This window comes from Streptomyces sp. yr375 (assembly GCF_900110755.1).
In the GTDB taxonomy this organism is placed as follows: Bacteria; Actinomycetota; Actinomycetes; order Streptomycetales; family Streptomycetaceae; genus Streptomyces.
In genome coordinates, this window is the sequence record NZ_FOFF01000046.1 from 23,114 (window position 1) to 35,657 (window position 12,544).

A 12,544-nucleotide genomic window follows, 5' to 3' on the forward strand; every position below is an offset into this window, starting at 1 on the left:
CGTCCGAGGGGGAACCCTCTTACTTCAACGCCAGCAGCATCGTGTCCGACGGTGACGCCCACACCGCCCGAGCCTCGCCGAACCCCTTCTCCTTCAGCACGCGCGCGTGCCACGCCGGGGAGGGCATGTCGCCGTCGGCGTGTTCGCCGTAGATCTCGTAGCGGCGGGCGGTCGGCCCGGCCAGGACCGGGTCCTGGGCGGCGGCCTGCCACCACTCGGCCCAGTCCAGGACCCGTTCCGTGACCAGGTCCGAGTCCCCGCCCGCTTTGGCCTGATCCATACGGGTGTGGCGCTGCGCGCGCTCCGCCGCGTTGATCCGGGGCGTCGTCTCGTCGATCATGTGGTCCGCGTTCATGAAGACACCGCCGTCGCGGACGAGTTCCGCGACCTGACCGTAGAGGGCCGCGAGGGGTTCGCTGTGCAGCCAGTGCAGGGCCGTGGCGGTCAGGACGGCGTCGTAGGAGCCGTACGGCAGCCGGGCGGGCCACTGCGGGTCCTTGAGGTCGGCCGCTACGAAGGTGACGCGGTCGTCGCCCGCGAAGGTGCCCTCGGCGATGGCGAGGAGCGCCGGATCGAGGTCGAGGCCGGTACTGGTGGCCCCGGGGAGGCGGGCGAGCAGCCGGGCGGTGATGGTGCCGGTGCCGCAGGCGAGGTCGAGGACGCGCGGGGCGGGTCCGACGAGCGCCTCGACCATGTCCAGCATGATCCGGAAGCGTTCCTCGCGGTCGGGCATGTACCACTCCTGCTGGCGGTCCCAGCTCCGCTGCCAGCCGCTCCAGTCGGCACCGCCGGCCGTCGTGGTCGTCGTCCCCACGTCAGTCATCGCAACCCTCCACCACGTATGTCACGCATGTCACGTAATACCCTGGAAGCACGAACGGCCGTTACCCCGCCTGCACCCCGACCCTAGAGCAGCCCCCGTAAGGACTACAAGTGGAACTGGCCTATTACTCCGACTACGCCGTGCGCCTCGTCAACAGCGAGGAGCCGGCCCGGGGCAAGGACTCCCTGACCTCGGTCGAGGCCGTCCGCGCCCTCTTCGGCGGCAACCAGTCGGCGGGCCGCCGGGCCACCGACGCCGACGTCACCCGCTTCCGCTCGGTCCGGGGCCGGCTGCGCGCGGTCTTCGAGGCGGCCGACGGCGGCGACGAGACCCTCGCGGTGGACCTGCTGAACTCGCTCCTCCTGGAGTTCCCGGTGAGCCCGCAGATCTCCGGCCACGACGTCCGCGACGACGACGGCCGCCCGCTGTGGCACATGCACCTGGCCGACCACCCGTCGAACGCGACGGCGGGCTACGCGGCCATCGCCGCGATGGGCCTGGCCTTCCACCTCACCGAGTACGGCGTCGACCGCCTGGGCCTGTGCGAGGCGAGCCCCTGCCGCAACGCCTACCTCGACACGTCCACGAACCGCTCCCGGCGCTACTGCTCCGACCGCTGCGCGACCCGCGCCAACGTGGCCGCCTACCGCGCCCGCAAGCGCCTGGAGGCGGACCGCACGGAGCGCCTGGCCGCGGACCGCACGGCCGGCACGGGCCGCGCCGCCGACAGCGCCCAGCGCACCAGCGCCAGCGGCGAGCGCTGATCCGGCTTCAGCGGGCGGTAGCGCAGCCGCACCTTGCCGAGGACCAGTTCGTCGGGCACGGCCCCGTAGTCGGTGCTGTCCCCGCCGGCGTACGTGTTGTCCCCGCGCACCCACCACCCCCCGTCCCGCCGCTCGACGGCCCGTTTCACGACCAGCAGGTCCTGCTGGAAGGGATGCCGCAGCACGACGACGTCACCGGGTCGCACCCTGGCCCCGTACTGCACCACCAACTGGTCCCCGTGGCGGAGCGTGGGCACCATGGACGGCCCGGTCACCTCGGCCAGCCCGAAGGGCGCGACCGCCCTCCCCCGCTCGGTCTCCTGCGACAGCTCCGGCATGGCCGGCACCTCCCCGGTCCGTTCGTCCACCCGTCTCGGCAGTCTCAGTCTGACCCCGGACTTTTGTCCTAAGCCCATGGGGGCACCCGTCGAAAGCCGTCCCTCAGGGAGTAATGTCCCACCTGAGAAGACGATCACGAGGAAGGAATGCTCCATGCTTTCCCGCCTGTTTGCCCCCAAGGTCAAGGTCAGCGCACACTGCGACCTGCCCTGCGGTGTGTACGACCCGGCCCAGGCCCGCATCGAGGCGGAGTCGGTGAAGGCCGTCCAGGAAAAGATGGCCGCCAACGACGACCCGCACTTCCAGGCGCGCGCCACCGTCATCAAGGAGCAGCGCGCCGAGCTGGCGAAGCACCACGTCTCCGTGCTGTGGAGCGACTACTTCAAGCCCCCGCACTTCGAGAAGTACCCGGAGCTCCACGTCCTGGTCAACGACACCCTGAAGGCCCTCTCGGCCGCCAAGGCGTCGACGGACCCGAAGACCGGCGAGAAGGCCCTCGAGCTCATCGCCGAGATCGACAGGATCTTCTGGGAGACGAAGAAGGCCTGACACAAGCCTTCACCCGATCCGCGGTCAGCACACGACCGCGGCCCGGAGAGCCACGAGGGGCCGGTCCAGTACAGGGCCGGCCCCTTTCGGCGTCCGGTGTCGGAAACCTCACCCTCCGCCCGCCCCCTCGCACCCCCACCACGCCAACTCGCTCCCCGTCCAGCCGAGTTGGAGTGGTCGCTCGCTGCCGCCCTCTCCGGCGGCGGCAATATTTGGCCTGAGCATGACTGACGGTGTCTACACTCCGAATCATGGACGACCACTCTCCCTCCCCCGTGGCCCGTACCGCCGTCGACGCCATCGAGCGCGTCAGCGGCACGTACCCCGGGCACCGGCGCGTGCACGCCCGGGGTCTGTGTTTCGACGCCACCTTCACCCCTTCCGGCGAGGCCGCCGCCCTCACCACGGCGGCCCATCTGCAGTCGGAGCCGACGCCCGTCGTCGTGCGCTTCTCGAACTCCAACACCAACCCGACCGTGCCCGACGGGGTCCGGGCCGGCCGTGGTCTCGCGGCGCGCTTCCTGCTGTCGGACGGCACCGCCACCGACCTCGTCTCCGTGAACATCCCGGTGTTCTTCGCGGCCACCCCCGAGCAGTTCCTGGAACTCCTCGACGCCCTTAAGAAGGACCCCGGCACCGGAGCCCCCGACCCGGCCAAGGTCCAGGCGTACGTCGCCGCGCACCCCACGGCAGCCCTCGGCCTGCACGAGGCGGGCCGGATGCCGATCCCGGTCAGCTACGGCACCGCCCGCTACTGGGCCGTCCACGCCTTCGTCTGGGTCGACGCCCAGGGCGAGCGGCACCCGGTGCGCTACCGCTGGGAGCCCGACACCGGGCTGCGGGAACTGTCCGTGGAGCAGGCGGCGGACGAAGACCCCGAGTACCTCGCCGAGGAGCTGGTGCAGCGCCTCGCCGACGGCCCCGTCGGCTTCACGCTCCGCGTCCAGCTCGGCCAGGACGGCGACCCCACCGACGACCCGACCACCCCGTGGCCGGCCGACCGTCCCGAGATCGTCGCGGGCCACCTGCGCGTCACCGCCCCGGTCGCGGATCAGGAGCACTGGGCGGCCCAGGTCTACGACCCCACCCGGCTCACCCCCGGCATCGAACTCTCCGACGACCCGGTCCTCGCCTTCCGCAGCCAGGCCTACGCCGCCTCCTACGAACGCCGGGCAGCAGGCCGCTGACCCGTCCCCGTCTCCCACCTCCCTCTCGCCTCGGCCCCAGGAGACCCATGACCGCCGTACGGCTGCACGCGCCCGCCACACCTTCGGCTCCCGCGCTCCTGCTGCGCCCCTGGGACCCGGCGGACGCCGACGAGCTGGTGGAGCTGTACCAGGACGACGCCATGCGGCGCTGGACCGATGCGGACGTGGCGGACGTGGCGGGGGCGGCGCGTTGGGTGCGGGAGCGGCAGCGGGGGTGGGAGAGCGGGGACCGTCTCGGGTTCGCCGTCGTGGAGAGCGGGGCGGATGGTGGGCACGGTGAGCGGTTGGCGGGGCATGTCCTGCTCAAGCGTGCCGTGCCCGGCGGCCCGTCCGCCGAGGTCGGCTACTGGACCGCGGCACGCTCCCGTGGCCGGGCGGTCGCGCCCAGGGCGCTGGAGACGCTGACGGACTGGGCCTTCGCCGCCTTCGGCGACGACGGGCTGGAACGCCTTGAGCTCGTGCACCAGTTGGACAACACGGCATCCTGCCGCGTGGCACAGAAATGCCGGTACGAGCTCACCGGACGGCTGCCCGCGGCACCCCCCGCCTACCCGCTCGACGCGCACGTCCACACCCGGATGCGCGAGCCCGCCGTATGAGCACGGGAGGACCTGGGGGCGGCCTCCCCGGGATGCGCCGTCAGGTGCCGTCGGCCGTGTCGTCCTCCCCCGCCTCCAGCAGCCCCGCCGCCTCGCCCACGACGCGCGGGTCGGCGGCGGCGACGACCTCCTCGTCCTTGTCGGCGTAGTCGAAACGGGCGAGGACGCTGCGCATGGCCTCGACCCGGGCCCGCTTCTTGTCGTTGCTCTTGACCACCGTCCAGGGCGCGAACGCCGTGTCCGTCTCGCGGAACATGGCGACCTTGGCGGCGGTGTAGTCGTCCCAGCGGTCCAGCGAGGCGAGGTCCATCGGGCTGAGCTTCCACTGCCGTACGGGGTCGATCTGCCGGATCGTGAAACGGGTGCGCTGCTCGCCCTGCGACACCGAGAACCAGAACTTGATCAGGTCCACACCGTCGTCCACGAGCATCCGCTCGAACAGCGGCGCCTGGCGCACGAAGCGCTGGTACTCGTCGTCGGTGCAGAAGCCCATCACCCGCTCGACGCCCGCCCGGTTGTACCAGGACCGGTCGAAGAGGACTATCTCGCCCGCGGTCGGCAACTGCTCGACGTACCGCTGGAAGTACCACTGCCCGCGCTCGCGCTCGGTCGGCTTCTCCAGGGCCACCACCCGCGCGCCGCGCGGGTTGAGGTGCTCCGTGAACCGCTTGATGGTGCCGCCCTTGCCGGCCGCGTCACGGCCCTCGAAGACGATGACCAGCCGGCGTCCCGTCTCCTTGATCCAGCTCTGCAGCTTCAGCAGCTCGATCTGCTGGAGCCGCTTGTGCCAGTCGTACTCCTTGCGCTCCATGCGCTGCCCGTACGGGTAGTTCTCCCGCCAGGTGTCGACCAGGCTCCCGTCCGGCCGGACGAGCACGGGGTCGTCGTGGTCGCTGTAGTCGACCCGCAGGTCGGCCAGCTCGGACAGCAGCGGCGGCGTCGCCATCGTGTACTCCCCTTCCGATTCGGTTCAAGCCGGTTGAAAGCTGCTTCATCAGGTTCAAAGCGGCTTCATCAGGTTCAGTGGAACTGCGGCACGATCAGGTAGATCCCGTACGCCACCACGGCCGCGCACGTGAGGAAGCACAGCCCGGCCTGCGCCAGGCCGAGCGACGACGCCGCGCTGCTCCCCGTGTCGCGGGCCCCCTCCAGACGGGCGAGGCCGAGCACGCCGAAGGCGAAGACGACGACCACGGCGACCGTGACGCCGATGCTCACCGCTGTGACCTGGCCGAGTGCGGTCCAGTCCAGTTGCATCGAAACTCTCCCTGCCTCAGGCGGCCGTGCCGACGGCGGCCGGCGGCGCGGTGCGGACGGCGACCTCGTGGGTGTCGTTGACGTTGTCGGAGTGCACGGGGTTGCGGCGCGAGAGGACGACGATGCCCGCGGCGACGGCCGCGCCCACCAGGGCGACGACGACCGTGCCGAGGTTGCCGCCGTGTTTGACCACGCTCGCAGAAACACCGCCGACCAGCGCGGCGGCGGGCAGCGTGATCAGCCAGGCGGCGACCATCCGGCCCGCGACGCCCCAGCGGACCTCCGCCAGCCGCCGCCCGAGGCCCGCGCCGAGGATGCTGCCGGAGGCGACCTGGGTGGTGGACAGCGCGAAGCCGAGGTGGGCGGAGGTGAGGATGACGGTCGTGGAGGCCGTCTCGGCGGCGAAGCCCTGCGGCGACTGGATCTCCGTCAGGCCCTTGCCCATGGTGCGGATGATTCGCCAGCCGCCCAGGTAGGTGCCGAGGCCGATGGCGAGACCGGCCGAGGCGATCACCCACACCGGCGGTCCGGCGTCATGGCCGAGCGCGCCCGCCGAGATCAGGGTCAGGGTGATGACGCCCATGGTCTTCTGCGCGTCGTTCGTGCCGTGCGCGAGCGAGACCAGCGAGGCCGAGGCGATCTGGCCGAGCCGGAAGCCCTTGGTGACGGACTCCTTGCGGGCGCGGGCGGTGAGCTTGTACGCGAGGTAGGTCGCGAGCAGCGCGGCGACACCGGCCACCAGCGGCGAGGCCACGGCCGGGATCAGCACCTTCTGGGCCACCTTGTCGAAGTGCACGCCGTGCGAGCCCGCGCCGACCCACACCGCGCCGATCAGCCCGCCGAACAGCGCGTGCGACGAGCTGGACGGCAGCCCGACCAGCCAGGTCAGCAGGTTCCAGAGGATCGCCCCCACCAGCCCCGCGAAGATCATCCCCGGGCTGACCAGGGTGTCGTCGACGATGCCGCCGGAGATCGTCTTCGCGACCTCGGTGGACAGGAACGCCCCGACGATGTTCAGGGCCCCGCTGATCAGCACCGCGGTTCTCGGCTTGAGCGCGCCGGTCGCGATGGAGGTGGCCATCGCGTTCGCCGTGTCGTGGAATCCGTTGGTGAAGTCGAAGGCCAGGGCCGTGACGTGACGACCGCCACGAGGAACGTGATGTGGTCCATTTCCTCATGGGAACAAGCGCTTGCGTACGGGAGGCGAACTGGAGGCAAAGCCTGTTCCACGTCCCCGCGCCCGGCGGGTGCGGGCCGTGCGACGATGCTGGCGTGATGACCCTCGAGGATCTGGTACGGCTGCGGCGGGCACGCGACCGGATGGACCGCGAGTACGCCGAACCGCTCGACGTCCCCGCGCTCGCGCGCACCGCGCTGATGTCCCCGGGCCACTTCCAGCGCAGCTTCCGCGAGGCGTACGGCGAGACGCCGTACGGCTATCTCATGACCCGCCGGGTCGAGCGCGCCAAGACCCTGCTGCGCCGCGGCGACCTGTCCGTGACGGAGGTGTGCATGGCGGTCGGCTGCACCTCGCTCGGCTCGTTCAGCTCCCGCTTCACCGAGCTGGTCGGCGAGACCCCGAGCACGTACCGGGCGCGGTCGCACGAGCCGAGCGCGGTGATCGCGCCGTGCGTGGCCCGCACGTACACCCGCCGCAAGCACGGCCGACGTGCCTAGGCTGGACGGCATGGACCTCAAACTGCACCAGTGTTTCGTCGCCGTCGACGACCATGACAAGGCGCTGCACTTCTATGTCGAGGTGCTGGGCCTGGAAGTCCGCAACGACGTCTCGTTCGAGGGGATGCGATGGGTGACCGTCGGGTCGCCGTTGCAGCCGGACGTGAACATCGTGCTGGAGCCGCCGGGCGCGAACCCGGACTTCTCCCCCGCCGACCGGGAGGCGATGGCCCGGCTGCTCGCGAAGGGCGTGCTGCGCGGGGTCATCTTCACCACCGCCGACTGCGACGCGCTGCACGCGCGCGTGCTGGAGGCCGGCGTCGAGGTGCTCCAGGAGCCGACGGACCAGCCGTACGGCGTGCGCGACTGCGCCTTCCGGGACCCGGCGGGCAACATGCTGCGCTTCATGGAACGGACCGCATGAACCGCATGAACCGCACGGATCACCCGATTCATCCTGTTCAACCTGTTCATCCGGTCCGCTGGGCCTATGCCTTCGTCGACCGGCCCGCCGCGCTCTTCGAGCGGGCCTGTGCCTTCTGGACCGCGGTCACGGACACCGCGCTGTCCGAACTCCGGGGCGGGGACGGCGAGTTCGCGACCCTGCTGGCGGCGGGCGCCGACCCCTGCGTGAAGATCCAGGCGGTCGCCGGCGGCACCGGCGGCGCGCATCTCGACCTCGCCGTCGAGGACGTGCCGGGCTTCGTCGAGGAGGCGCTGAAGCTGGGCGCTGAGACGGTCGCCGTCCACGAGGGGTGGGCCGTACTGCGCTCCCCCGCCGGGCAGTTGTTCTGCGCGGTGCCGTGGCACGGGGAGTCCGTACGACCGCCCGTGGTGTCCGGCAGCCGCCTCGACCAGGTGTGCGTCGACATCCCGCCGACGGCCTACGAGGCCGAAGTCGCCTTCTGGAGCGGCCTGTTGCCCGACTGGTCGGCCCGGCCGGGATCCCGGCCCGAGTTCCACGTGGTCGAGCCGCCGCCCACCCTGCCGCTCCGCATCCTGCTCCAGCGGCTCGACGAAGAGCCCGCTTCGGCCGCCGCACATCTGGACCTGGCCTGCGGCCCGGACGTCGACGCCGTACGCGTACGGCACGAGCGGCTCGGCGCGACCCTGGTCGCCCGCCACCCCCACTGGACGGTCCTGCGCGACCCGGCAGGCGGCCTGTACTGCCTCACCACCCGCGACGCGGAGACGGGCGGCCGTCGGCTGTCATGAGCTGACGTCACGAGCGCCGGCCGCCGGCCGCTCCAGGCCCCTGCCCGGACTCGGCGACATCGGCGGGCTCGGGGCCGTCGGGCTCGGGCGCGTCGGGTCGGGGGCCCGGCTCCACGTATGCGGTGCACTCGGGGTTGTGGCACGGGCCCGGCACCCAGCGCGGCACCCACGCGCCGAGCGTCTTGTGGCGCCGGACGACGGACTGTACGGGCTGCCCGCAGTCGGGGCAGACACGTTGTTCCCTGTCCATGTCCTCAGCGTAGGGCGACCCGCACGCGAACGCCCCCCGCCGTACGCCACCGTTCTCTTCCGTACGCCACCGTTCTCCGCCGTACGTCCGGCTGCGCGGCCTGATGGCCCGCGCGACCCGCCGAACCGAACCCCCCAGTACCCCCGGTACCCCGGCCCCCCGGCACCCGTGCGGAGTCAGGAGCCGCAGGGTGCCGGGGGTACCAGGGGTGCCGGGGCATCCGGTCACCGTTAGTTGCTGCGCCGTGTCACGAACTCCGCCAGGGAGAGGAGGGCGCCCGCCGATTCCGGGTCCGGGATGGCCCGGGCCAGTTCGTGCATCGCGCGGGACATCCGGTCGGCCGCCTGGTCCTGCGCCCACTCCCGGCCGCCCGCCCGCTCGACAGCCAGCGTCGTACGGTCCAGGTCGGCCGGTTCGTAGGGCGCCGCGTACAGCTCGGCCAGTTCACCGGCCGCCGGGGTGCCGGAGGTCAGCGCGGCGACCACCGGCAGCGACTTCTTGCGGACGGCGAGATCCGCGCCGGCCGGCTTGCCGGTGTGCCGCGGATCGCCCCATATACCGATGACGTCGTCGATGAGCTGGAAGGCGAGCCCGGCCTCCCGGCCGAACGCGTCCAGCGCCTCGACGTCCTCCTCGGCCGCCCCCGCGTACAGCGCGCCCACGGCGCAGGCGCAGCCGAGCAGCGCGCCCGTCTTGGCCTCGGCCATGACGAGCACCTCGTCGAGGGTGATGTCGGCGGGGCCGCGTTTCTCCATGGCCGTGTCCGCCTGCTGGCCGGCGCACAGTTCGACCACACAGGCCGCGACCCGGACGGCCGCCGCCGCGGACGCGGGATGCGGATCCCCGGCGAGCATCCCGAGGGCGAGGGCCTGCAGAGCGTCCCCGGCGAGGATCGCGTCGGCGTCGCCGAACACGGTCCAGGCGGTGGGACGGTGCCGGCGAGTGGCGTCCCGGTCCATCACGTCGTCGTGCAACAACGTGAAGTTGTGGACCAGTTCGACCGCCGCGGCCGCCCGGACGGCCGCCGCGCGGGCCGCCGGGCCGCCGAGCGCGGCGGCCGCGGCGAGCACCAGGGCCGGGCGGATCGCCTTGCCCGCGTTGCCCGCCGCCGGTGTGCCGTCCGCGTGCTCCCAGCCGAAGTGGTAGAGCGCGATCCGGCGCATCGAGCCGGGCAACGAGTCGATCGCCGCCCGCAGTTCGGGGTCGACCGACGCCCGCGACCGCTCCAGGATCGCCGCCGCCTCGTGCCCGTCGGCCGCCCCCGGACCACCGTTGCCCGGACTGCCGTTGCCCTGACTTCCGATGGGACTCCGCCTTTCGCGCGCCTCGCCCCGGTACCGCCTGATGGCGGAGGTCACCGCCAGCGGCCGATCTCGACGTTCTCCAGAACGCCCAGTGCGTCCGGCACCAGGACCGCGGCCGAGTAGTAGGCCGTGACCAGGTAGTTGATGATCGCCTGCTCGTTGATGCCCATGAACCGCACGGACAGGCTGGGCTCGATCTCGTCCGGGATGCCGGGCTGGCGCAGGCCGATGACGCCCTGGTCCTGCTCGCCCAGACGCATCGCGATGATCGAGCTGGTCCGGGCCTCGGTGACCGGGATCTTGTTGCACGGGTAGATCGGCACCCCGCGCCAGGTGGGGATCCGGTTGCCGCCGACGTCGATCGTCTCGGGGACGAGCCCGCGCTTGTTGAGCTCACGGCCGATCGCGGAGATCGCGCGCGGGTGGGCGAGCAGCATCTTGGTGCCGCGCCGCCTGCTGAGCAGTTCGTCCAGGTCGTCCGGGCTGGGCACGCCGTCGTGCGGCTGGAGCCGCTGGTCGTACTCGCAGTTGTGCAGCAGCCCGAACTCGCGGTTGTTGACGAGCTCGTGCTCCTGACGCTCCTTGAGCGCCTCGACCGTCAGCCGCAACTGCTGCTCGGTCTGGTTCATGGGCTGGTTGTACAGGTCGGCCACGCGCGAGTGGATGCGCAGGACGGTCTGGGCGATGCTCAGCTCGTACTCGCGCGGCCGGGCGTCGTAGTCCACGAACGTGTGCGGGATGTCCGGCTCGCCGGCGTGGCCCGCGGCCAGGTCGACTTCCTTCTCGCCGTACTTGTTGGTGCGCTGCTCGGGGATCGCGCGCAGTTCCTGGAGATGCGTGCGCAGGGAGTCGGCGCGCTCCGCGACCTGCTCGACATCCTGCCGGGCCAGGATCAGCACCGTGCAGGCGGTGTGGGCGCGGGCGGTGTACTCCCAGATGGCGTCCGCGTCGAGCAGCGCCTGATCGCCGAAGTACGCCCCGTCGGCGAGGACTCCGAGCACCTGGTCGTCGCCGTAGGGGCCGGTGCCGACCTTCTCGACGCGGCCGTGCGCCAGCAGGTAGACCTCGTCGGTCTGGCTGCCGAAGGAGGCGATCAGCTCACCGGGGCCGAACTCCCGCTGCCGGCAGCGCTGAGCCAGCTCCCCGAGCACCTCCTCGTCCTCGTAGGAGCGCAGAGCGGGCAGTTCGCCCAGCTCCGCCGGGATGACCTCGACTCGGTCGCCGGTCTTGACGAATGTGATGCGGCCGTCGCCCACCGCGTACGTCAGGCGCCTGTTGACCCGGTAAGTACCACCCTGTACGTCCACCCAGGGCAGATTGCGCAGCAGCCAGCGCGAGCTGATCTCCTGCATCTGCGGTGCGGACTTGGTCGTGGTGGCCAGGTTCCGCGCGGCCGCAGTGCCGAGACTCTGCTGCGGCTTGCCCGACTCCGTGCGGACCTCTTCGCCTACCGACATGAGAAATGCCCTCCCGATTCATGCAACGGACGCCGAACTGCGCCGGTGCACTGTTCACACGGGTAAGCCTTCCATCACCGAATGTGGTCTTGCTATTACCCGAAAGAGCGGGAATGGATCATCGCGGGCCGGGGAAGAGGCACGTTTCACCGAACGGTGTTCGACAATGGGCGGGTGACCGATCTGCGCCCCCGCCTCCCCTCGCCGCTCCAGGAAGTGACCGACGACCGGTTCGGGCGGCACGGCGTGCGGCTGCTGCTGAAGCGGGACGATCTGATCCATCCGGAGCTGATCGGCAACAAGTGGCGCAAGCTGGCGCCCAACCTGGAGCGCGCGACCGGGCGCACGCTCCTCACCTTCGGCGGCGCCTACTCCAACCACCTGCGGGCCACGGCCGCCGCCGGCCGGCTCCTGGGGCTGCCCACGGTGGGCGTGGTGCGCGGCGACGAACTGGCCGGCCGGCCGCTGAACCCGTCCCTGGCCCGCTGCGCGGCCGACGGCATGCGTCTGCACTTCGTGGACCGCGCGACCTACCGCCGCAAGACCGAGCCGGAGATCCTGAAGCGGCTGCTGAACAGGCTGCTGGGCGCGGCCGGCGCGGAGGGCGTGTACGTCGTCCCCGAGGGCGGCAGCAACGCGGCCGCGGTGCGCGGCTGCCGGGCGCTCGGCGAGGAGCTGCGCGGCCACGCCGACGTCGTCGCCCTCGCCTGCGGCACCGGCGGCACCCTCGCGGGCCTGGCCGCCGGTCTCGCCCCCGGCCAACGGGCGCTGGGCGTCCCGGTCCTCAGGGGCGGCTTCCTGGGCGAGGAGATACGGGCACTCCAGGAGGAGGCCTTCGGGGGCCGGCGGGGCGAGTGGCGGCTCGACGAGCGCTTCCACTTCGGCGGGTACGCGCGCGTGCCCCCGGAACTCGACGCGTTCGCCGAGGACTTCGAGCGGCGGCACGGCGTGCCCGTGGAGCGTCTCTATGTCGCCAAGTCGCTGTACGGCCTTGTCGCCCTGGCCGAGGAGGGCGCGTTCGCGCGCGGGACCCGGCTCGCGGCGGTCGTCACGGGCGCGCCGTTCCCCGCGTGAGACCCCCGCCGCGCCGCGTGGGACCCCC

14 protein-coding genes and 2 pseudogenes are annotated in these 12,544 nt (G+C 71.9%); 8 read left to right on the top strand and 8 right to left on the bottom strand.

The genetic code is table 11. The features are described 5' to 3' along the window. Nucleotides 1-19: 19 nt before the first annotated feature. The gene (locus BMZ82_RS31555; RefSeq protein ID WP_093780818.1) at nucleotides 20-823 is read right to left on the bottom strand and encodes a class I SAM-dependent methyltransferase; all 804 of its coding nucleotides are present in this window, start codon (nucleotides 821-823) and stop codon (nucleotides 20-22) included. Nucleotides 824-933: 110 nt separating this feature from the next. Between BMZ82_RS31555 and BMZ82_RS31560 the strand changes: the two genes are divergently transcribed. Further along, a complete protein-coding gene (locus tag BMZ82_RS31560; RefSeq protein ID WP_093780819.1) occupies nucleotides 934-1,587 on the top strand; it encodes a CGNR zinc finger domain-containing protein in 654 nt (217 codons plus the stop codon). Between the two features lie 38 nt (nucleotides 1,588-1,625). Here the strand turns inward: BMZ82_RS31560 and sodX are convergent. Then, nucleotides 1,626-2,168 (bottom strand): annotated as a pseudogene (gene sodX, locus BMZ82_RS42860) (nickel-type superoxide dismutase maturation protease); the annotation flags it as partial. Between sodX and sodN the strand changes: the two are divergent. The 3 genes from sodN (at nucleotide 2,080) to BMZ82_RS31580 (ending at nucleotide 4,282) form a co-directional block, all read left to right on the top strand. Next, nucleotides 2,080-2,475 (top strand): superoxide dismutase, Ni, encoded by a 396-nt coding sequence (sodN, locus tag BMZ82_RS31570; RefSeq protein ID WP_093780820.1) that lies wholly within the window; start codon nucleotides 2,080-2,082, stop codon nucleotides 2,473-2,475. The pseudogene sodX and the gene sodN overlap by 89 nt on opposite strands. Nucleotides 2,476-2,726: 251 nt before the next feature. Further along, nucleotides 2,727-3,662 (top strand): catalase family peroxidase, encoded by a 936-nt coding sequence (locus BMZ82_RS31575; protein ID WP_093780821.1) that lies wholly within the window; start codon nucleotides 2,727-2,729, stop codon nucleotides 3,660-3,662. 47 nt (nucleotides 3,663-3,709) lie between these two features. Next, on the top strand, nucleotides 3,710-4,282 hold the full coding sequence (locus BMZ82_RS31580; RefSeq protein ID WP_093780822.1) for a GNAT family N-acetyltransferase: 573 nt from the start codon (nucleotides 3,710-3,712) through the stop codon (nucleotides 4,280-4,282). 40 nt (nucleotides 4,283-4,322) lie between these two features. Here BMZ82_RS31580 and ppk2 read toward each other — a convergent pair whose 3' ends face one another. From ppk2 to BMZ82_RS31595, 3 genes and pseudogenes are all read right to left on the bottom strand, one after another. Then, nucleotides 4,323-5,228 carry a polyphosphate kinase 2 gene (ppk2, locus tag BMZ82_RS31585; protein ID WP_093780823.1) on the bottom strand — a complete coding sequence of 302 codons (906 nt, stop codon included), beginning with the start codon at nucleotides 5,226-5,228 and terminating at the stop codon, nucleotides 4,323-4,325. A gap of 74 nt (nucleotides 5,229-5,302) precedes the next feature. Further along, nucleotides 5,303-5,539 (bottom strand): hypothetical protein, encoded by a 237-nt coding sequence (locus BMZ82_RS31590; RefSeq protein ID WP_093780824.1) that lies wholly within the window; start codon nucleotides 5,537-5,539, stop codon nucleotides 5,303-5,305. A gap of 16 nt (nucleotides 5,540-5,555) precedes the next feature. Continuing rightward, nucleotides 5,556-6,709 (bottom strand): annotated as a pseudogene (locus BMZ82_RS31595) (anion permease). A gap of 105 nt (nucleotides 6,710-6,814) precedes the next feature. On the opposite strand from BMZ82_RS31595, the gene BMZ82_RS31600 reads away from it, so the two are divergent. Genes BMZ82_RS31600 through BMZ82_RS31610 form a run of 3 tightly spaced genes read left to right on the top strand, consistent with a single transcriptional unit; the run spans nucleotide 6,815 to nucleotide 8,431 of the window. Then, the gene (locus tag BMZ82_RS31600) at nucleotides 6,815-7,216 is read left to right on the top strand and encodes a helix-turn-helix domain-containing protein (RefSeq protein ID WP_093780825.1); all 402 of its coding nucleotides are present in this window, start codon (nucleotides 6,815-6,817) and stop codon (nucleotides 7,214-7,216) included. 10 nt (nucleotides 7,217-7,226) lie between these two features. Next, nucleotides 7,227-7,640, top strand: coding sequence for a VOC family protein (locus BMZ82_RS31605; protein WP_093780826.1), 414 nt, complete (start codon nucleotides 7,227-7,229; stop codon nucleotides 7,638-7,640). Next, nucleotides 7,637-8,431 carry a VOC family protein gene (locus BMZ82_RS31610; protein ID WP_256252220.1) on the top strand — a complete coding sequence of 265 codons (795 nt, stop codon included), beginning with the start codon at nucleotides 7,637-7,639 and terminating at the stop codon, nucleotides 8,429-8,431. The genes BMZ82_RS31605 and BMZ82_RS31610 overlap by 4 nt, the downstream gene beginning before the upstream one ends. A gap of 7 nt (nucleotides 8,432-8,438) precedes the next feature. Here BMZ82_RS31610 and BMZ82_RS31615 read toward each other — a convergent pair whose 3' ends face one another. The 3 genes from BMZ82_RS31615 to BMZ82_RS31625 form a co-directional block, all read right to left on the bottom strand. After that, a complete protein-coding gene (locus tag BMZ82_RS31615; protein ID WP_093780827.1) occupies nucleotides 8,439-8,681 on the bottom strand; it encodes a hypothetical protein in 243 nt (80 codons plus the stop codon). 230 nt (nucleotides 8,682-8,911) lie between these two features. Continuing rightward, a complete protein-coding gene (locus tag BMZ82_RS31620; protein WP_177244757.1) occupies nucleotides 8,912-9,985 on the bottom strand; it encodes a family 2 encapsulin nanocompartment cargo protein polyprenyl transferase in 1,074 nt (357 codons plus the stop codon). Between the two features lie 50 nt (nucleotides 9,986-10,035). After that, on the bottom strand, nucleotides 10,036-11,442 hold the full coding sequence (locus BMZ82_RS31625) for a family 2B encapsulin nanocompartment shell protein (RefSeq protein ID WP_093780829.1): 1,407 nt from the start codon (nucleotides 11,440-11,442) through the stop codon (nucleotides 10,036-10,038). A 174-nt stretch (nucleotides 11,443-11,616) separates the two neighbouring features. On the opposite strand from BMZ82_RS31625, the gene BMZ82_RS31630 reads away from it, so the two are divergent. Then, nucleotides 11,617-12,516: a 1-aminocyclopropane-1-carboxylate deaminase/D-cysteine desulfhydrase gene (locus BMZ82_RS31630; protein ID WP_256252221.1), complete on the top strand. Its 900-nt coding sequence runs from the start codon at nucleotides 11,617-11,619 to the stop codon at nucleotides 12,514-12,516. Nucleotides 12,517-12,544: the final 28 nt, after the last annotated feature.